Here is a 19583-nt window from a genome sequence, read left to right on the forward strand (position 1 = left end):
AAAAATTAACAACAAAGAACAAGAACAAGAACAAGAACAAAAGTCTCAATTAATAGGCGATTTAACAGGAAAAAGTTGTCGTATCCCACCCCTTTCCATGATTAAATTTCAATGAAAAAATAGCGACGCTCTCGCTGCATACACTGTGGCCAGACTACCCCTCTACTTATCTACCATGAGAATCAGGACGATTAGTAACTTATGGGAAAAAAGCCGATAAACCAGAACAAAGTGGTTGTTTTTACTGGCGCAGGCATTAGTGCTGAAAGTGGCTTAAAGACTTTCCGAGATGCAGATGGGCTTTGGGAAAAAACTCCGATCGAACTTGTTGCCAGCCCCAGTGGCTGGCAACACGATCCTCAATTTGTACTCTCCTTCTATAACCAACTCAAAAAGAATGCCGCACTAGCCGAACCAAATGCCGCCCATCTCGCCATTGCTGAATTAGAACGCGACTTTGAGGTTGTGGTAATTACCCAGAATGTTGACAACCTGCACGAGCGTGCAGGCTCCTCTCAAGTTATTCACCTCCACGGAGAACTCAACAAAGCGCGCAGTACCGCTGACGCCAATCATATATATGATATTGCAGAGAGAGACATTCATCTGGGGGACCTCTGTGAACTGGGCAGCCAATTGCGGCCACATATCGTTTGGTTCAACGAGGTGCCTTTTCATATCGATAGCGCCAAGAAACACCTGAGCGAAGCCGGCCATGTACTCGTTGTAGGAAGCTCATTAACCGTCCAACCTGCTGCCGCCCTACTGAAAAAAGCACGCTACCACGCCAAAAAAATTATTGTCACTATGGATATTGAGAGAATACCTTTTGGCTTCAAACTTATTAGGGGACATGCAAGCAAATTGGTCCCAAATATTTGCCAACAATGGCGTATTAAAAAACAAAATGAAAGTATAGAGAATGAAAAGTAATAACAAAACGGGCATAGAGAAGTTTAAATTCGAAGAGCAGCAACTCTACACCCCACAACTAGAAGAAACGAGAATTTTAGCCAGCACAAACTGTCCCGAGGACAGCCAATCTATCTTTATTCTAACCGATAAATCCGAATTAATTCGCATCAATATAAATACAAGTGAATCAAACATCATTGCAAACCTGCTCAATCTAGATCTACCCTTAAGTGCAGAATTTCACCTCTACTGTAATGACAGTGCTAGATACTTCGCTGTCACCTGGAGACAGTGCAGATCTTATGAACAAGCCGCGATATGTAAAGGCACTGTCATCGATGCAGAAAATGGCAACAATATACTGACCCTATCAGCTGGTGACTATCATACCGAGCAAACACCACTGCCGGTGTGCTTCCTAAAGCACCAGAATAAAACCCTGCTCGTGCACGCTACCGACTGGAATCGCCTCGACATTACAGATCTTGAAACTGGGGAAATCATTACCCAGAGAGATCTTGATGAAGATCTTGAAGAGTGCGATGAAGATGACGACTGGGTCTTCAAAGAGTGGTCAGGTGTTCTCAAGCCATCCCCCAATCAAACACGTCTCGCAACGATTGGCTGGATATGGCATCCCGTAGGTGTTGCCTTAAGTTATGATCTCAAGGCATGGCTAAATGGCAGTCTCTGGGAGACTGATAAAAGCCCCAATATGCGCAGCTACGCCATTTGGGATTATTTCTGGGACTCACCATTTTTCTGGATTGATGAGCAAAAGCTCTGTATATGGGGCGCGGGAGATGGAGAGTCTACTGATGAACCAGCGAACAAAGCCGCTATCTTTGATGCAGAATCCGAAGAGTTATTACTGTCTATTTCTGGTCCCACCGACGATATCTTCTTTTGTGACACTTATCTATTCTCTGGATTACACAACAAAGAACAAAAACCCATAGGGCTAACAATATGGAGCCTTGAAGATGGAGCACTTCTCTGTAAAAAAGAAGGGATTTTTGCCGATCTATATATCCCTGAAGAAAGAGCCTTAATTGCCTTTGGAGAGCAGGGAAAAATCACAATCAATCGGTGGAGCCTATAAGTAAGCCAAATAGCCGCCCACAACATTAACAAAATACACCCCCACTAGAAATTAGACATCATGCCTGAAGCTAAAGACCAAGAAACAATAGAGAATTACGACTGGGCACTTGCCGAGCTTAACGAAACAGTGCAAGAGGAATTATCTACAAATCTCAAGCTACTCCAGAAAAAATACAGAGACGAAGATCTTTATGGTGTAGTGCTGGATGATAGTTTAGGCTGTTTGAAACTTCGCTTTCAAACAAGAAGCGGACTTTCCGAAGCCGCGCTAAAACGCGCGCAAACCTGTGAAGCCAGCCAAATACAACTTGAAAATTTACTGCGCTGGAGCATAGAAGAATTCCAGCATGATAAGCAACTCAACTTAAAAAAATCCTCCTCTATCGCCCAAAAAATCTCCAGCCGCATATGGAGCACAGCAAGGGACAAAAGAAATCGTAAAAAAACTCGCGAACTTTATAGATTACAAAAAGAAGTCAGCCACAAAATAAAACAAATATATATCAACAACCTTTTCGAGCAGTATCACAGTTTATTCACAGACAGCAACGATACATCTGCATGGCCCATCGGCATTTCCTATTGCAATGTAAATAAAGATCGAATTAAAAATTTTGAATACATGTCGAGGATTTCGGGGGAGGCGGTCTCCCAGTGGTACTACCAACTTGGTGATGGCAGCATCTTTTCTTCGCTAGACACAAAAACTCAAACTACCCTCAGCACCCTACTGGAAGAATTAGCCAAAATCGCCAAAAAGGAAACTGGAGATGCCTTTAAACGATTTATTACTGATTATGGTGAGCACAATATTTACTCTCTTTACTTATATCATAATGGCGACTGCACCTCGTACCTGTTCCCCAGCCTTACCTCCGAGAAAGGGCTCGATTATGTTGCACAGGCATACTACAAGCACTCACAGCTAAGCTTGGAGGATAATCGAACTCAGCTGCGCTGGAGCCCATGTGACTCGCCCTACCATACGGAGAGTGAGACTGCGCTTAAACAGACAGAAACGCTCCTGCAGAAGCTATCAAATACTATAGACAGGGCTGGGGAGCACGCCGCCAAGTACCTTAATATTGATCCTTGCTCAGATAAATTTTACGACCTCCACAGGGAGGTTTCAGAAAAAATACACCAGGCACTTATACAACAGTTAAAAGAAATCACCCTACTTCCTGAGATTTCTGAGTATATTAAAAGAACAGGCTGTGTTATCTGGATAACTGCCGGTGATACTTCCCACGATCCAATAGAAGATATTGCAAAGATCCATAACAGATCTGTTGCAGACAAGATACAGCAAGAAATGGAAGAGGGTTATCGACTATCCTCCATTGACCATGAATTACAAACCCAACACGCTGAACAGGAGAAGGAATCCCCAACACCACCTTCTTTTTGTCTGTCAGACTTTGATGCTCTTCTTGAAAAATTTAACCCTTCCTTTTTTGACGAGGACGGAGGCATCTATCTTAAGCAGCACACGGAGCAAGATTTCTTTCGCAACGGTAGCTCAGAATCTGAGGCCGCCCAAAACAGACTTAACCTGATGTCACTGCTGAAAGAATCACCCTTCTATGAAGAGATTGACAAGCTTTACGGCCATTTCATTGGTGCAGAGTTTAAAAAAGATGATTTCCTTCCCTCTATTGGCCGCCGCTTCGCTCTAAAACTTGGGGATATACTACAACAAGAGTTCCCCCAAAAGAGTTTCATCATACATATGGAGGTTAGCAGAAACTCACTTTCGAGAATTGAGTTTTTCCAAAATCGGCACGATGGGTTTATGCCTGGATTTAAAAGCGCACAAACAAAAGAGGGAGTAAAAGAGGTCTGGCTTATTGGCAGCAAACCAGCCAGTGTAAAATTTCCTGTGGGTGTATTTGCCAGTGAAGGGAAAGCTTATGCCCAGGTGTTTGGGATTGTGTCAAACAAGCTACTAACCAACAAATCCCTGTCTGAGCACAATGTGATTTGCGAGGGTAGTGACTATGACCAGGCTTATCACCATGCAAAAGAGGCACTATTGGAGCACCTCAATGAAAGCTACAACAAGGCACACCTGGATTTTGACTGCGTTCACTACCCTGAGGCAGCTAAAGTCAGCCCAAGTCAAGGACTAACTACTTACGATATGCACAAGTACCATGAACATGTTCAATACTGGCGCATGCTGGAAATAACACCTGATTACCTAATTAAAAATTTAGTATCGTGATTTAGGCAGGACAATAATATATGAGAATAGAAACTCTTCCTCTGCCCAAGGGTGCTAAAATTTCTTTTGCTGAAAAACAATCATGGACTTTATCCCTATCAGAGAAAGAGGAGAAACAATTAAGTTCAGCTCCACCAAACCATCTGATCGCTATAATTGATGATTCTTCGGTAACTTTCTACCTAAACAAGGAAGAAATGAGCTTTGCTTTTCCCGCTATATCTGAAGCCACTATCTGCTATATGACTCGAGCTAAAGGTAGCGGCTGGATAACACTTGAGGCGAAACTTATTAGAGCAAATCGAAGATATGTCATTCTCGAAACCACTGAATATACAGAAATTGGCCTGAAGTGGTTTCTTGACAACAAGAAAACCCTGGAGAAGTTTATCGGCCAGTCTATCGATGTAAGAGATTATGGCTTCGATTATTAGGCTATCCACAATACTTTCGCAACAGCAGTGTGAATGTTATACGCCTCTAAAGCTGTAATATCGTGGATAAATTCCAGAAGGCCCCTTGCTGAGGGGCCTTCTGCTCAGAAATGATTTTGGCAAATTATTTAGTGCCTCTAACCAGCAGAGTCACGCCCCTACTCCCCAGCCCCTTCGCGGCACTCACCGCGCACCTCGGCCCCATACTTAGAAACCACTCTTTCAATTTCAAAATAACCGCGCTTACAAAAACCCGTTTCCAATATTTTCTGCGGCAAAGCCCAGTTTAGATAGCCTTCTACACGACTACTTGAAATGCCTCGAATACCAGTGGCGCCCTGCCCCATACTGCGCTGAGAGCTGGGCAACCCCGATACAGGCGGCGCTATACCCTGATGTTCTCTTTCCAGGGTAAAGGTAAAGCGCTTAGCGCCATTCGGCGCGATTTGAGTGATAAAGGATTCCTTCATCCCTGGAATTGGCTTATTGCTAGAGCAGGCAAGCAGAAGGGCCGCCAAACACAGCCCCACACTCCCCTTTACCCACCGAAGATAATTAAATTTTTTATAATCCACCCAAACAATCCCCCAACTCAAATAAACTTTGAATATGGTTCCAGACACTACTTAAACACGACCGTTTTATTTCCGTGAATAAATACCCGTTCCTGTAATACCAATTGCAGGGCCCGGGTTAAAACCGACTTCTCCACATCCCGGCCCGCATCTGCCATGGTTTCTGCCGAGTAGGCGTGATCCACATGAATCACATCCTGTTCAATAATCGGCCCCTCATCCAGGTCATCGGTAACAAAATGAGCAGTCGCCCCTATTATCTTCACCCCGCGTTCGTAAGCCTGTTGATAGGGTTTGGCTCCGATAAATGCCGGTAGGAAGGAATGGTGGATATTAATGATACGACCACTATAGCGGGCGACAAAATCAGGGGTCAGCACCCTCATATACTTGGCTAGCACGAGATAATCCGGGTTGTACTCATCCACCAGGGCAGCCACCTGCTGCTCGTGAATACCACGCTCCAATCCTTCCGCTGACACCCAGTGAAAGGGAATATCGAACTTCTGAACCAGCCCCTCCAAGTCCGGGTGGTTGCCAATAACGGCAGTAATCTCTACATCCATCGCACCGGAATAGCACTTCATCAAGATATCCCCCAGGCAGTGAGGCTCGCGGGTAACCATCAGTACCAGGCGCTTCTTGCGCTCAATGGATACCAGGCGCCGCTCTGCCCCCCGGGGCAGTGCCATATCCAGGTCTTCCAGAAGAGTCGTATCGTTAAAGATGCCCTCCAGGGCCGTGCGCATAAAGAAACGCCCCTCCGCCCGGTCCACAAACTCATCGTTCTTGATGATGTTCAGCTGGTGCTTGTAGCAAATATTGGTAATCTTGGCGATCAGGCCCTTATCATCGGGGCAATCGGTCAGCAGTATCTTCTTTTCCATGGTCAAATTTCAGGCCAAATATCCAGAGTCCAGACTATACACTATGCCGACTTTACGATTCAGCGATCCATTCCGGGGAGAACATGGATAAAAACCTTTACGCCGATCATATGGCCACCCTGTGCCGCCGCTACGACGAAATCCTCGAGCAGAGCGGGTTTGAGACCCTCAACGTCTTCAGTGGCGCCCCCAGGGTGCAGTTTCTGGACGATAACTACTACCCGTTTAAGGTGAATCCCCACTTTAAGGCGCTGGTCCCCATTACCGACAATCCCCACAGCTGGGTAATCTACCAGCGCGGACAAAAGCCGAAACTGTTGTTCTACCGCCCTGTAGACTTTTGGCACTATGTACCTCCGGCACCGCAGACTTTCTGGAGTGATTTCTACGATATCGAGCTACTGAGCAAGCCCGCCGATGCCCAGGCGTTCCTGAGAGCAGAGAATGCCGCTTTTATCGGCGAGAGCGACAGGCTACAGGGCTGGTCGCTGGGTGAGAATAACCCGGAGCTACTGATCAACCGCTTGCACTGGGCCCGCGCGTACAAAACCCCCTATGAAATCGCCTGCCTGCGTGAGGCAAACCGTATCGCGGTCAATGGGCACCGCGCTGCCGAGCAGGCCTTTCGCAGTGGTGCCAGTGAATTTGAAATCAACCAGGCCTACCTCGGTGCTACCGGCCAGGGCGAGAACCGTATGCCCTACGGTAATATTGTTGCCCTGAATGAACACGCCGCAATCCTGCACTACACCCACCTATCCACTGAGCGCCTGCCCGAGCCGCAGCTGAAAAGCTTCCTGATCGATGCGGGGGCTGACTGCAATGGCTACTGCTCTGATATCACTCGCACCTACGTCTATGCCGATAACGAGTTCGCAGAGCTGGTAACGGCTATGGATGAAAAGCAGTTGCAGCTGGTAGACGGCCTCAAACCTGGCCTGCCTTACCCGGAACTGCATCGCCAGTGCCACTTAAACGTGGGAGAGCTGTTGGCCCAATTTGGCATAATCAAAACCTCTGCCGAGAATGCCGTGGAATCCGGCTTAACCCGCCCATTCCTGCCACACGGCCTGGGTCACTTCCTCGGCCTCCAGGTACACGATGTGGGCGGTCACCAGAGCGGCCCCGATGGCGGCACCACACCCCCACCGGCCGAGTATCCGTTCTTGCGTACCAGCCGAACTATCGAGGAGAACCAGGTATTTACCATCGAGCCGGGGCTCTACTTTATCGATAGCCTACTGGGAGAGCTGAAAGACTCAAAACTCGCTGCCGAGGTTAACTGGGATAAGGTCGACAGCTTCCGCCCCTACGGCGGCGTGCGTATTGAAGACAATATTGTCGTACACGCAACCGGCAACGAAAACCTTTCTCGCACTCCTTAGTTCATAGACTAAAGCAATATTGTGAGAGTGCTTACAAGTAAGCGCTCTCGCAATACCTTTACCTTACTCCGAAAGTTAAAACATTAAAGAACGCCCTACCGCTCCCGCTTTTCCTCTCGCCGCTTGCGCCCCTAAGCTGCTTGCCCCCTCACCGAAAAGAAGCCAAAGTCCATCACCGGTATTACAACAAGAAAAGGGACAATTCATGAGAAAAAAAACACTGGCAACGCTTATCGCAGCCACAGTTCTAGCCGCAGCCAATAGCGCTTATGCAAAATCAATCGAGTATATTTTTTACGATAAAGAGGGCATTGCCGGCTCTGAAATTATTCACCAGGATGGAACAAAGGTATCTGGTGAATTAAAGCTCGGCTGGAATAACCGCCGCCTGAACCTCAAGGAGAGCTTCACTATCGGTGAGGCGGCAATGCCCGAGCAACTATCCATTGAAGGGATCAGCCCGTTTGGTGCTCCAGTCAGTGAAGAGTTTTCCCTGGAAAAGGGTGTCGCTCGCTGGAAAGGTTCCGATGAACATGGCAGCGCAAAAACTTCCGCAGTCCAATTTTATATTCCCAAGAACAGCACCCTTGCAGTACAGGCGCAATTGGTAAAAGCACTGATTGCCGATGCAGATCAAAATATTGATTTACTGCCGCAAGGACAAGCACGCCTGCATAAGCTTGATAAAGTGACCCTGCAACAAGGCGAGCAAAAGAAAACCGTCCACCTTTACGGCGTAAGCGGCCTGGGCTTTACCCCAGATCTCGCCTGGTATGATGACAACGGGGATTTATTTGCCTCCGATGAGGGCAGCTGGTTCGCCATCCTGCGCAAAGGTTGGGATAAATCGCACTTGGAGCTACTCAAAACTCGACAAGTCGCAGCCGCAGACCAGTACCTGCAAAACATTGCCAAGAAATATACCCACACATCAACCCAACCCATCCTGATCAGTAACGTCAATCTGGTTGATATGGTGTCGGGCAAACTCGTGAAAAAACAGCATGTTCTGATTAAACAGGGGAAGATCGCTAAAATCAGTAAAACGCCGATCAAAACCACAGGGGCAACTACTATCGATGCCCGCAACCATACACTGATTCCCGGCCTCTGGGATATGCACGCCCACCTGTCCCCTACCGATGGTGTGCTGAATATGGCCGCAGGTATTATCAATGTGCGCGATATCGGCAACACGCATGAAAACATCTCACGCATTGCCGGGATGTATGAGTCCGAGCAAATTATCGGCGGCGACCTTTTCCGTGCAGGGTTTATGGACCGGGAAAGTGAAAATGCCATGCGCATGGGCAAGACCGCAGATAGCCTGGAGGAAGCCAAGGAAATTGTCGAGTGGTATGCGGAGCGCGGCTACCAGCAAATTAAAACCTACAGCTCGATGGAACCCGAGTGGATCGCGCCCTTAGCCAAACATATCCACGATAATGGTATGCGTTTATCCGGCCATATTCCTGCATTTATGACCGCCGAAGAAGCGGTAGATGCGGGCTTTGATGAAATTCAGCATATTAATATGCTATTTCTGAATTTTATGGGCAAGCTAGATACCCGTAAAAAACTGCGCTTTACAGAAATCGGGGAACACGCCCATGAACTGGACCTGGAGAGCAAAGAAGTCGCCGCTTTCCTGGATAAACTGGCCGAAAAAGGCACCGTCGTAGACGCAACTACCACCGTATTCAGCTCCATGTTACTGCGCCAGCCAGGCAAGGTAGATCCTGAATTTGCCGATATTACCGACCACCTTCCAGTCAATATCCAGCGCACTTTTGTCGGCGCCGAGCTGGATGTAAAACCGGAGCATCGGGATGACTACGACCTTTCGGCGGATGCCCTGCTGGCGATGATGCGCAAACTGCACGAGCACAAGGTCACTATGGTGGCGGGCTCCGATGGTATCCCCGGATTCACTCTATTGCGCGAGCTGGAGCTCTATGTCAAAGCCGGTATTCCCAATATTGATGTGCTGCGCACCGCCACTCTGGTACCGGCACAGGTTATGGGGGTCGACGAGTACACCGGCAGTATCGCGGTAGGAAAAAATGCAGACCTGGTTTTACTGGAGGGAAATCCTCTAGAGGATATCAGCGCACTGCGTCGCACCGCGCTGGTGCTCGAAGGGCAAAATATGTATCGCCCGGATGAGCTGTACACAGCTCTGGGAATCAAACCTTTCCACCCTTCGGCGCCATTTGAATTAAACGGCACTAGCACGATAGCGGCCAAATCCGAATAAATCCGTATAACCGACACAAAAAAAGCCGGCAAACAAAATGATTGCCGGCTTTTTATTGGTTAAGCAATTAGCGCAATTCAGTGCGCACAGTGCGCGCCGCTTCCACCATATTCAACAAGGATGAACCCACTTCGGCCCAGCTACGGGTTTTAAGGCCGCAGTCCGGGTTTACCCAGAGTCGCTCAACCGGCACCACCTCGGCAATCTTCTTCAGTCGCGCCACCAATTCGCCCTTCTCTGGCACATTGGGTGAGTGAATATCGTAAACACCCGGTCCAATTTCATTGGGGTAACCACCGCTCTTATCGGCAAACGCACTGAGTAGGCGCAAGTCGGAACGGGCCGATTCAATAGTAATCACATCTGCATCGAGAGAGACAATGGCATCCATAATTGCATTAAAATTGCTGTAACACATATGGGTGTGGATCTGAGTTTCCGCTTTCACAGTGCTACAGGTGTAGCGGAAACACCCCACGGCCCAGGCAAAATAATCCCCGCGCTCAGACTCCCGCAGGGGAACCCCCTCGCGCAGGGCCGGCTCATCAATCTGGATAATGCCGATACCGGCCGCCTCAAGATCCAGTACCTCCTCCCGCAGCGCCTTGGCAATTTGCAGGCAGCTCTCACTGCGGTGGATATCTTCCCTCGGGAAGGACCAGTTGAGAATGGTGACTGGGCCTGTGAGCATGCCTTTTACCGGCTTGCAGGTAAGGCTCTGGGCATAGCGGCTCCACTCTACCGTCATAGCGTTAGGGCGGGAAATATCGGCAAAAATAATGGGCGGCTTCACACAGCGGGAGCCATAACTCTGCACCCAACCGTTGCCGGTGTGTACAAAGCCATCCAATTGCTCCCCAAAATACTCCACCATATCGTTGCGCTCGGCCTCACCGTGTACCAGTACATCTAAGCCGAGAATTTCCTGGCGACGGATGGCTTCGGCAATTTCAGCGCGCAGGTGCGCTAAATAATCCACTGCGGAAATCTCACTGCTGCGATACTGGCGGCGCACACTGCGCAGAAGGTCCGTCTGTGGGAATGAGCCTATTGTAGTGGTGGGTAGTAGCGGCAATTGCCAGCGCTCAGCCTGTACCAAAGCGCGATCCCGAAAGCGCTGCTGGCGCCAGGTATCCTGCAATTGATCGGCAATGGAGCCCCCAATCTCGCAACTTTCTCTGCCAGCGGCAGAGATTTGCATATCCGTATTGAGTCGCTGCTGCAATTGGGCCAACTCACGAAGTTTCTGGCGACTGTAAGCGAGTCTCTGTTTTTGCTCGCTGGGCAGCTCAACCTCTGTTTCCAGGTCCACAGGGCTGTGTAACAGGGAGCAACTGGCAGACAGCCACAAGCGCTGCCGCAACCGCTTCGCCAGAGGCTGTAAAGTAACCTGCCAGCGATCCAGGTCCGCCCGCCACACATTGCGCCCATTAATCACCCCTGCAGACAAGACCTTATTTTCACCGGCCAATTGAGCCGCAGCTTTAAGCTCCTCCGGTGCGCGCACACAGTCGATATGAACACCGGATACAGGCAGGGAGAATGCCAGCTCCAGATTCTCGCGCAGAGGGGAGAAGTAGGTGGCCAACAGGGTATTCAGCTCAGGGGCTGCCGCCGCAATCTGCTGGTAGGCGCTATCAAAGGCTCTGCGCCACTCGCCCGACAGATCGAGGCCCAGTATGGGCTCATCCAACTGTACCCAATCAACCCCGAGGCCGGCGAGCTGAGACAGCAACTCCCCATAGCAGGGCAGGAGTTTTGGCAGTAACTCCAGAGGGCGATCCACGCCTCGCCCCAGCCACAAGTAAGTGAGCGGCCCGATAACGACCGGTTTGGCTTTGTAGCCCAGGGATTGGGCTTCCCGCACCTCGGCAAGTAACCACTCACTATCCAGGGGAAAGGCCTGATCTTTGGAAAACTCAGGCACCAGATAGTGATAGTTGGTATCAAACCACTTGGTCATGGCACTGGCCGCCACCGGCTGTCCCGATGGCGCGCGGCCACGGGCCAAGCGGAAATACTGGTCCAGCTTGTTGTCCGCCGCTCTTTCTTTAAAGCGTTGACCGACCACACCAAACAGCAGGGAGTGGTTCAATACCTGGTCGTACCAGGCGAAATCCCCCACAGTCACACAATTCAACCCGGCCTCACTCTGGAGCTGCCAATTACCACAGCGTATCTCTGCGCCCACTTGCAGCAATTGTTGCTGGGATATATCACCGCGCCAATAGGCTTCCTGCGCTTTCTTTAGTTCACGATTGGCTCCGATACGCGGATAGCCGAGGATATGTGTTTGCACCATGGCCGCCTTCCTAAGCTCTTTCCTATGAGGGGAACAAAGTTGCCCCATTGAGAAATATCCCGCAGCTGCGATTTCGGTAACGGTCGCATTGGCGAGAGTCCTGACTTGATTGTGTGCCTACACTGTTATCCAATCAATTTCATATTTTTTGCAAGCAACATGAATAATTTTAATGTTGATTGAATTGCGCCATTTGCGTGCGCTGAGCCTTTTGCGAGAGACCGGCAGCCTGGTACGCGCTGCGGAGCGCCTTCACCTGACCCAGTCAGCTCTATCGCACTTATTTCGCGAGATGGAGGACCGGCTCGGGCAGGAACTTTTTGTGCGCAAATCCCGGCCGCTGCGATTTACCAGTGCCGGCTTGAGACTGCTGCAATTGGGCGACGACATACTGCCCCAGGTAGCTATAGCGCAGCGGGACCTGTCCCGACTGGCATCGGGGCAAGCGGGTAGGCTCAATATCGCTATCGAGTGCCACAGCTGTTATCAGTGGCTGATGCCCGCACTAAATGCCTACCGGGACGACTGGCCCGAAGTGGAACTGGACCTGTGCAGCGGCTTCCACTTCGCCCCCCTGCCCGCACTGGTGCGCGGGGATCTGGACTTGGTTGTCACCTCCAATCCAGACCCGGATCTCAAAGGTCTGCACTACGAACCTCTGTTCAGCTTTGAGGTGTGTCTCGCCATCAGCCGCAAGCACCCACTGCTGCAGGAGAGCAAACGGCGCTGGGTGGAAGCGCAAGAACTGGCCGGCGAGGTCCAGATCACCTATCCGGTTGAACGCGCACGGCTGGATATCTTCCAGCACTTCCTCGACCCCGCCGGTATAGAGCCTGCGGGTATTCGAACCGCAGAACTCACCATGATGATGGTTCAGCTAGTAGCCAGTGGTCGCGGAGTTTGCGCTCTGCCCAACTGGGCGCTGCACGAGTACCAGCAAAAGGGATTTGTCTCCCAGCTCAAGCTGGGTAAAGAGGGACTTTGGAGCACTCTATACGCAGCAGTCAGGGAAGATATGCTCGAACAAGCCTATCTCACAGACTTCCTTAAAACCGCGAAAGAGACCAGCTTTGCCAATTTACAGGGGCTAAGAGCGGCGACAGCCCCTTACAAAAGTTAACTGGGCAGATAAGGCCTGCATGGAAATAATAACCCGTGCATTTATTGATCAATCCGGACAGGTAAACGGTGAAGCAATCAATAGTTTGGACTGGCCGGAGACACCGGTAAAATCGCGCCCCCATAAATAGATACGGCATTGGCCTGTACCCGGTCAAAAGCCCGGACTTTGTAGGAGACCCTCTATGTCAAACCCGGTTGAACGTTGGAACTCAGTGAGTAAAGGACTGCACTGGCTTTTTGTAATCCTACTGCTCTCTGTATGGGGGGCGGTTGAGCTGCACGAGTTTTACGAGCGCGGCGATCCCATGCGCGGCTGGTTTATGCAACTGCACTTCTCTCTAGGTGTCGGTGTCCTGATGCTTCTGGCCCTGCGCCTCTACTGGCGCGCGCGTCACAAGCGCCCGCAACTTGAGGGCAACAAGTGGCAAAAAGCACTATCCGGCCTGACCCATGGCGGTCTGTATCTGCTGATTCTGGCTATGCCGGTATCGGGTATTGTGATGCGCCAGCTGTTTGGGCGCGATACCGAGTTCTTTGGTCTGTTTGCCGTACCCAATCTGTTCGCTAAAAATCCAGACCTGGGTAAGCAGATCGCCTTCTTGCACAAAGACGTACTGTGGCCCGCCCTACTCGTACTGGTTGGACTGCATATTGCTGCGGCCCTGTGGCACCACTTTATCGCTCGCGATAACACACTCACTCGTATGCTGCCACAACGCTAATTTAAGACTGGGAAGAAATAAAAGAAGAGAAATTGAATGGGAGAGCGCAGGGCTGCGCTCTCCCGGAATAAACCCGCTACAACAGCTGCGGCTTACTCGTCACTATTGCCGCGTTTGGCTTTGGGCTTACCTTTGGGCTTGAACTTAGGCTTACCCTTGGGCTTCCCTTTCGACTTGACCGCCGCTTCATCAAAGCGGGTGATCTTCATCGGCTTACCGGAAACACGCACCTTTTTCAGGTGCTGGAACACCTCTTTCGGCATCCCCTGAGGCAGATCTACCGTGGTGAAATCATTGTAGATTTCAATGCGGCCGATATAGGAGCTGTCCAGATCCACTTCATTGGCAATAGCGCCAACAATGCTGCCAGGGCGCACGCCCTGTTCGCGACCGATCTCGATACGGAAGCGCTCCAGTCCCTCATCGGGCGGCGGCAGCTTGCGATCTTTCTCGAAGCCCTCCTTTTTGCGGCGGCGACCGCCGTCAAAGTCATCGTCGCGCTCGCGACGTTCTTTGCGCGGCTTCTGCTCTTTCTCCTGAATCAGCAGAGGCTGATCACCCTGGGCCATTGCAGCCAGTGCGGCGGCAACATCCAGAGGGTCAACTTCATTCTGCGCCAGGAATTCCTCAACCAGCTGGCGATAGGGCGCCAGATCCGTTTGGCCTTCCAGGGTCGCGGTGATGCGCTCGCGGAAGCGCTGCATACGGGCGCTGTTAACTGCATCTGCGCTGGGCAAATCCAGTTTTTCGATCGGCTTCTTGGTCGCTTTTTCAATAACTCGCAACATACGGCGCTCGCGAGGCGCCACAAACAGGATCGCATCGCCTTCGCGACCGGCACGGCCGGTACGACCGATACGGTGAATATAAGCTTCGGTATCGTAGGGAATGTCGTAGTTGATCACGTGGCTGATACGCTTCACGTCCAGCCCACGAGCCGCAACATCGGTGGCTACAACAATATCGAGCTTGCCGTTTTTCAGCTTGTCGATCACGGCTTCACGCAGGTTCTGCGCCATATCGCCGTTCAGGGCGGCACTGGCAAAGCCTCTGGCGGCCAGCTTATCTGCCAGTTCCACAGTGCTGTTTTTGGTGCGCACGAAGATAATCGTGGCGTCCACCGGCTCCGCTTCAAGAATACGGGTCAGTGCATCCAGTTTGTGCAGGCCGCCAACCGGCCAGTAGCGCTGGCGAATGGTTTCCGCAGTCTCAGTCTTAACCCGGATTTTTACTTCAACCGGCTCGTGCAGATGCTCGCGGGCGATGCGGGCAATCTCTTTTGGCATAGTGGCGGAGAACAGCGCAATCTGGCGCTCTTCAGGAATCTGCTCCAGTACCCACTGCACATCATCGATAAAGCCCATGCGCAGCATTTCATCCGCCTCATCCAGCACTAGGGTGCGCAGATTGGACAGGTCCAGGGAGCCGCGACGCATATGGTCCATCACCCGCCCGGGGGTGCCAACCACCAGCTGCACACCGCGCTTTAACTGCTGTATCTGACCACGGTAATCAGCGCCACCGTAGATAGGGGCAACGTGGAAACCTTTCAACTTGGCTGCGTAAGACTGACAGGCTTCAGCTACCTGAATAGCCAGTTCACGGGTCGGTGCCAACACCAGTGCCTGGGGACGGCGATCGTTCAAGTCCAACTGGGAGAGTAGTGGCAGCGCAAAGGCTGCGGTCTTGCCAGTGCCGGTTTGGGCCTGGCCTAGCACATCCCGCCCCTCCAGCAGGGACGGAATAGTTTGTGCCTGGATCGGGGAGGGAGTCTCGTAGCCGAGCTTTTCGATGGCACTGAGGATTTCAGACGGCAGACCCAACTGGTCGAAGCCGGCCGCTTTAGGGGTATCGGTCATTTCGGAATTCACTTGAAGCCAAAGTCCCTATCTCGGGACCGGAGCGGTGGGTAAAAGGCCGCGCAGTCTAACAGGTTAGACGATCCAGATCAGCCTATTTTTTAAACAAAGAGTGGCCACCCGATGCAATATGAAAGAATTGCCCTTCTCCAAAGTAGGGCAATAAGCAGGAATATGCTCAAAGGTGGCACCAAAAGACCGCTAGATAGCGCCCCTTCTCTCTACCCAGGGTAGCCCGGGGCTAGGGGTGTCAGCGGAAACTTCTGTCATGCGACTTACCACAGCCTCAATCATTGATTTTGTCGCCCGAGCGAAACTTCCATCCAGCTGGGTCTGTTCATATAGATAAGTGTGGAAGCGCGTAAATAGTGAAATGTCGACTTTTTCAGGATTAGACCAAAAGCTTGCCAGAGGCCCCTGGTGGGTTAGGCCTGGCATATCATACAGCGCGCGGCCAAGTAATTTCGTGGGCACCTCGTGCAACAGCGCGGAAATACCGACGGTGCTATTAATAGTCACCACCCCAAGTGCATGCTGAAGCAAGGTTGGCAAATGCAGATCGTGACAGTAGATAACTCTACCTTGAATACCATAGCGGGCCTCTAAACTATCAATCAGTTGCTGATAGTGACAAAACCCACGATCCATTGGGTGGTGTTTTATTACCATCACCGTGTCAGCGGGAGCATTCTTGGCAAAAGACTTCAGCACCCTATCAATTGAATTCTCAATTGATAGCAAGTCTGAATGCTCGCGCAGCTGAAAGTCATCGCGAGTCTGCAAAGGAAATAAGAAAAAACGGCGCCTATATTGACTTGTCAGTTTTTGCATAAGGTGACATTCGGTTAGCCGATAGAGGCCTTTGCGGACAAAGCTTAGCAACCAACACCCCGTCTCCGCTTTCCAATCCCGATTTCTATGATGATGGTACGATGGAAACCGTGAGCGACATAAACGCATAGCCACGTAATAGCGCGTAGCGTAAATGGCACGATGCCAAAAAGTTTGCCCTACCGGGGGGGCCAGCTTACGACGACAGGATTGATATTCATCAATTGCTTCCCTAGACCAGTCCACATTCGAATAAGCATTAACGCCTCCCCACTCAAGGGTTATAAAGTCTGGCCGTAAATACCCCTCTTCAAAAACACCAAAGGCAACTCCTAAAGATTTACAAACATCCCGAGCCTTTGAGTGATAACTGCGACAATCACCATAAACAAATACCACCTTGACTGCATGCTCAACAAGGTACGCTTTGAAAAAATCCGCCCAATCATTTTCACTTTCAGAAAAATCAACCTGAAAATTAGCCCAGGAAAAGTGACGATCACCGCCATTAAAATTAATTTTATGCGTAACTATGCCCTGCTGTGAGAGCCTCCTCGCTAGTTTTGCAAAGAATGGACCATGAGGGCCCTGTAAAAAGACAGCCACAGACATTATCTGCCCTGCTCCTGAGTATCAGTTATTTGGTGCTCAGCTATTACAGATGCATACAATTTGGACAATAAATGACAACTATTCCAATACACTATAGTGTCCCAGACCCACTGATATAGTGCCACATATCATTTCCCACCTCTCAGAAACACCTAAAACAATCATCGCAATTAAACGATACAAATGTGCCAGCAAGAATAAACCTCAGCTACTATAGCCAGCTTTAGCGGCCATTTATTTTATCCACACAAACCACAACAACTTTCGAGCAAGGCTTAAGTGGTAATTTTTATCTAAACTTTTACCGACATGGTGGAGAGTATAAGATCTTTTCAGTCTTACTACGGCTCTAAACTCCGCCAATAAATTAGGCCCGCTATCTTATAGGAAGAGAAAAACCATGTCAGCACCGCCAACTAGAAAGATCGCCATCATATTCAGCCATTATTGCACCTAAAGCTGCATCAAATATTCTTTGAGACTTCAGGAAAGCTAATCTATATCTATAGAGTCCGTCACACTTTGGAGGTTCCCTTTATCAAGAAGCGTTAAAATAATAAGGCGAACGTATCAAGTGAGCATTCCAAATAAACTCAAGCTCCCCACTAATTCAAGTTAACAATCAAAAAATATCCCAATATAAAATATACGTTTAGTCCTTACAACCTTAGAGGTTATAGCAAAATCTACTACTCACGCCCAAAGGGGAAATATTTGATTGGTCTACCCCCAAAAATAAGCCAATTAGAAAATCACTATAAACCAGAATATTTCTGAATAATTCTGTAATATATCTGCAGACCTTGAACGTTATAAGATTAGGCGCAGTCCGCCGTGAGCAGCTACAATCCTTAACAACCCTCGTCTTGCAGAGGCTTCAGAGCGATTCAGGGGCTCCCTCAAGTACGATTCTCAAGCCTTCAGGTCAAAAGAAGGCGAGAAATTCTTTCTCAGAGATTTCACCGTAGAAAATATAAAGCCTGCCAGCAAAGGCCAACATCTGAGCTAATCGATTTTTAAGTGAAAATGAGTGGGCATTATGAAGATGGAAACCCCACAGCTTTGGAACAATAGTATCAATATCATATCTCTAGCAAATACTGATCCAATTTGACTGACAGCACCAAAAGCTCGTAGCAAAGATATATCAACAAAGAGGCTAAACGAAACCCTGGAGATACACTGCCAACCCACCTCCCCACTTTTTAGCCCCTAAGTATTTTTTAATAATCTACACCATTTCCTTGATTACCCCTCGACAGGCGGCCGTAGTAACCTCTCTGCTCTCCACTTTTCAATTTTCGAGCATCAAGTCGTATTAATGCCTGCCTCCATACCTTTTCAAATATTCTAGCAGTCACTCTTGGAAAGGGGGTAAACAACGGGTTAAAAGGGTTGTCGCGAGCCTGCATCCATACCGTCATACGATTAGACTTTTTCTGAGCTTCTCCACGACAATGAAAGCCATATACGTTGCCAATCACCAGGGTATTAGCCGGCACGGATAACTTCTTAAGCTGGTACCCCATTTTTTTTAGGTCCTCTTCACGCACACGAAAAGAACCATCCCAATAGCGTCCCGGGGATCTAAGCTCGCCTCTTTTACAAGCCTCCAGACTCTCCCTGTATTCCCACTTCAATCGCTGCACCGTTAACCTATGAGAATGAGGAACATAGACATAAGCGCCATTAACATCACTGGTCTCATCCATGTACAGCCAGCCTTTAACACATGGATGAAAGGTATCCATATGAAGATCTCGCTGCGGATCTGGCCGGGGATCTACATTCTCGTGGTTGCATAGGTTTTCTATATAAAATAATGGCGGTCTATTCTTTGAGGAGCAAAATCGCATTAAGCGGTCTAACAAATTATTTTTAACTAAATCATCGAATTCTGGAGCCCTTCTTCTTTCGCGATGATCCATGAAAATTCTTTGTGTGATAGTTGTCCCCTCTATCACCTCCCTAACCGCCCCTTCAAATTGATTTAATTCATTAAGTAAGCGAACAAACTTCTCTTTTGGCAAAAAATTTTCTTTAAGGATATAACCTTTCTCAATAAACTCTCTTCGATATCTCTGAGACACCAGGGGCGAAAGCAGGAACAAGCGAAACCGGAATAGTGCATGCGCCACAATCACACGAATCACATGTAACCCACAAAGATTAAGCCAGTAATTACCTATAATCGGATTATTTTTAAAGCTTTTTCCCCAGCTAAGCAGCTCAAATATCCACTTGGGGGTTTTCCAGGTCAAGCTTAAGATAGAGCGAAGCATTAACGCCTCCTTAACAAATAAAAATGCTTACATCACCCACATTGGCAACGTAAACAAACAAAAACCTCC

At 49.4% G+C, this 19583-nt stretch carries 14 protein-coding genes; 8 read left to right on the forward strand and 6 right to left on the reverse strand.

Annotated elements, in window-relative coordinates; genetic code table 11:
- Positions 1 to 201: 201 nt before the first annotated feature.
- From ACJJIK_RS10410 to ACJJIK_RS10425, 4 genes are read left to right on the forward strand one after another with little or no spacing between them, the layout of a single operon-like run.
- Positions 202 to 933: an SIR2 family NAD-dependent protein deacylase gene (locus ACJJIK_RS10410; RefSeq protein WP_444944990.1), complete on the forward strand. Its 732-nt coding sequence runs from the start codon at positions 202 to 204 to the stop codon at positions 931 to 933.
- Positions 923 to 2017, forward strand: coding sequence for a hypothetical protein (locus ACJJIK_RS10415; RefSeq protein ID WP_444944991.1), 1095 nt, complete (start codon positions 923 to 925; stop codon positions 2015 to 2017). The genes ACJJIK_RS10410 and ACJJIK_RS10415 overlap by 11 nt, the downstream gene beginning before the upstream one ends.
- Positions 2018 to 2077: 60 nt before the next feature.
- The gene (locus tag ACJJIK_RS10420) at positions 2078 to 4246 is read left to right on the forward strand and encodes a DUF4303 domain-containing protein (protein ID WP_444944992.1); all 2169 of its coding nucleotides are present in this window, start codon (positions 2078 to 2080) and stop codon (positions 4244 to 4246) included.
- A gap of 20 nt (positions 4247 to 4266) precedes the next feature.
- Positions 4267 to 4680, forward strand: coding sequence for a hypothetical protein (locus ACJJIK_RS10425; protein WP_444932159.1), 414 nt, complete (start codon positions 4267 to 4269; stop codon positions 4678 to 4680).
- A 158-nt stretch (positions 4681 to 4838) separates the two neighbouring features.
- On the opposite strand, the gene ACJJIK_RS10430 is transcribed toward ACJJIK_RS10425, so the two are convergent.
- A complete protein-coding gene (locus ACJJIK_RS10430; protein WP_444944993.1) occupies positions 4839 to 5150 on the reverse strand; it encodes a hypothetical protein in 312 nt (103 codons plus the stop codon).
- A 152-nt stretch (positions 5151 to 5302) separates the two neighbouring features.
- Complete coding sequence (gene purU, locus ACJJIK_RS10435) at positions 5303 to 6142, reverse strand: formyltetrahydrofolate deformylase (RefSeq protein ID WP_444944994.1); 840 nt, start codon at positions 6140 to 6142, stop codon at positions 5303 to 5305.
- An 83-nt stretch (positions 6143 to 6225) separates the two neighbouring features.
- Between purU and pepQ the strand changes: the two genes are divergently transcribed.
- Both pepQ and ACJJIK_RS10445 read left to right on the forward strand, forming a co-directional pair.
- Positions 6226 to 7527: a Xaa-Pro dipeptidase gene (gene pepQ, locus ACJJIK_RS10440; protein ID WP_444944995.1), complete on the forward strand. Its 1302-nt coding sequence runs from the start codon at positions 6226 to 6228 to the stop codon at positions 7525 to 7527.
- A 205-nt stretch (positions 7528 to 7732) separates the two neighbouring features.
- Positions 7733 to 9784 (forward strand): amidohydrolase family protein, encoded by a 2052-nt coding sequence (locus tag ACJJIK_RS10445; protein WP_444944996.1) that lies wholly within the window; start codon positions 7733 to 7735, stop codon positions 9782 to 9784.
- A 67-nt stretch (positions 9785 to 9851) separates the two neighbouring features.
- On the opposite strand, the gene metE is transcribed toward ACJJIK_RS10445, so the two are convergent.
- A complete protein-coding gene (gene metE / locus ACJJIK_RS10450; RefSeq protein ID WP_444944997.1) occupies positions 9852 to 12086 on the reverse strand; it encodes a 5-methyltetrahydropteroyltriglutamate--homocysteine S-methyltransferase in 2235 nt (744 codons plus the stop codon).
- A 172-nt stretch (positions 12087 to 12258) separates the two neighbouring features.
- On the opposite strand from metE, the gene ACJJIK_RS10455 reads away from it, so the two are divergent.
- Both ACJJIK_RS10455 and ACJJIK_RS10460 read left to right on the forward strand, forming a co-directional pair.
- Complete coding sequence (locus ACJJIK_RS10455; RefSeq protein ID WP_444944998.1) at positions 12259 to 13206, forward strand: LysR family transcriptional regulator; 948 nt, start codon at positions 12259 to 12261, stop codon at positions 13204 to 13206.
- Positions 13207 to 13390: 184 nt separating this feature from the next.
- Positions 13391 to 13930: a cytochrome b gene (locus ACJJIK_RS10460; RefSeq protein WP_444932166.1), complete on the forward strand. Its 540-nt coding sequence runs from the start codon at positions 13391 to 13393 to the stop codon at positions 13928 to 13930.
- Positions 13931 to 14022: 92 nt separating this feature from the next.
- Here the strand turns inward: ACJJIK_RS10460 and ACJJIK_RS10465 are convergent, their stop codons facing one another.
- The 3 genes from ACJJIK_RS10465 to ACJJIK_RS10475 all read right to left on the reverse strand — a co-directional run bounded on the left by ACJJIK_RS10465 (position 14023) and on the right by ACJJIK_RS10475 (position 19514).
- Positions 14023 to 15789: a DEAD/DEAH box helicase gene (locus ACJJIK_RS10465; RefSeq protein ID WP_444944999.1), complete on the reverse strand. Its 1767-nt coding sequence runs from the start codon at positions 15787 to 15789 to the stop codon at positions 14023 to 14025.
- Positions 15790 to 15990: 201 nt separating this feature from the next.
- The gene (locus tag ACJJIK_RS10470) at positions 15991 to 17232 is read right to left on the reverse strand and encodes a capsule biosynthesis protein (RefSeq protein WP_444932168.1); all 1242 of its coding nucleotides are present in this window, start codon (positions 17230 to 17232) and stop codon (positions 15991 to 15993) included.
- 1223 nt (positions 17233 to 18455) lie between these two features.
- Positions 18456 to 19514: a phytanoyl-CoA dioxygenase family protein gene (locus tag ACJJIK_RS10475; protein WP_444945000.1), complete on the reverse strand. Its 1059-nt coding sequence runs from the start codon at positions 19512 to 19514 to the stop codon at positions 18456 to 18458.
- Positions 19515 to 19583 lie beyond the last annotated feature (69 nt).

It is taken from the genome of Microbulbifer regidiadema (SeqCode) (assembly GCF_052466995.1).

Excerpts from the sequence above, each read along its gene's own strand:
- ACJJIK_RS10420 (WP_444944992.1), top strand. The coding sequence starts at position 2,078 with ATGCCTGAAGCTAAAGACCAAGAAACAATAGAGAATTACGACTGGGCA.
- ACJJIK_RS10455 (WP_444944998.1), top strand. The coding sequence starts at position 12,259 with ATGTTGATTGAATTGCGCCATTTGCGTGCGCTGAGCCTTTTGCGAGAG.
- ACJJIK_RS10425 (WP_444932159.1), top strand. The coding sequence starts at position 4,267 with ATGAGAATAGAAACTCTTCCTCTGCCCAAGGGTGCTAAAATTTCTTTT.
- metE (WP_444944997.1), bottom strand. The coding sequence starts at position 12,086 with ATGGTGCAAACACATATCCTCGGCTATCCGCGTATCGGAGCCAATCGT.
- ACJJIK_RS10475 (WP_444945000.1), bottom strand. The coding sequence starts at position 19,514 with ATGCTTCGCTCTATCTTAAGCTTGACCTGGAAAACCCCCAAGTGGATA.
- ACJJIK_RS10465 (WP_444944999.1), bottom strand. The coding sequence starts at position 15,789 with ATGACCGATACCCCTAAAGCGGCCGGCTTCGACCAGTTGGGTCTGCCG.
- ACJJIK_RS10460 (WP_444932166.1), top strand. The coding sequence starts at position 13,391 with ATGTCAAACCCGGTTGAACGTTGGAACTCAGTGAGTAAAGGACTGCAC.
- purU (WP_444944994.1), bottom strand. The coding sequence starts at position 6,142 with ATGGAAAAGAAGATACTGCTGACCGATTGCCCCGATGATAAGGGCCTG.
- ACJJIK_RS10470 (WP_444932168.1), bottom strand. The coding sequence starts at position 17,232 with ATGTCTGTGGCTGTCTTTTTACAGGGCCCTCATGGTCCATTCTTTGCA.
- ACJJIK_RS10445 (WP_444944996.1), top strand. The coding sequence starts at position 7,733 with ATGAGAAAAAAAACACTGGCAACGCTTATCGCAGCCACAGTTCTAGCC.
- ACJJIK_RS10430 (WP_444944993.1), bottom strand. The coding sequence starts at position 5,150 with ATGAAGGAATCCTTTATCACTCAAATCGCGCCGAATGGCGCTAAGCGC.
- pepQ (WP_444944995.1), top strand. The coding sequence starts at position 6,226 with ATGGATAAAAACCTTTACGCCGATCATATGGCCACCCTGTGCCGCCGC.
- ACJJIK_RS10415 (WP_444944991.1), top strand. The coding sequence starts at position 923 with ATGAAAAGTAATAACAAAACGGGCATAGAGAAGTTTAAATTCGAAGAG.
- ACJJIK_RS10410 (WP_444944990.1), top strand. The coding sequence starts at position 202 with ATGGGAAAAAAGCCGATAAACCAGAACAAAGTGGTTGTTTTTACTGGC.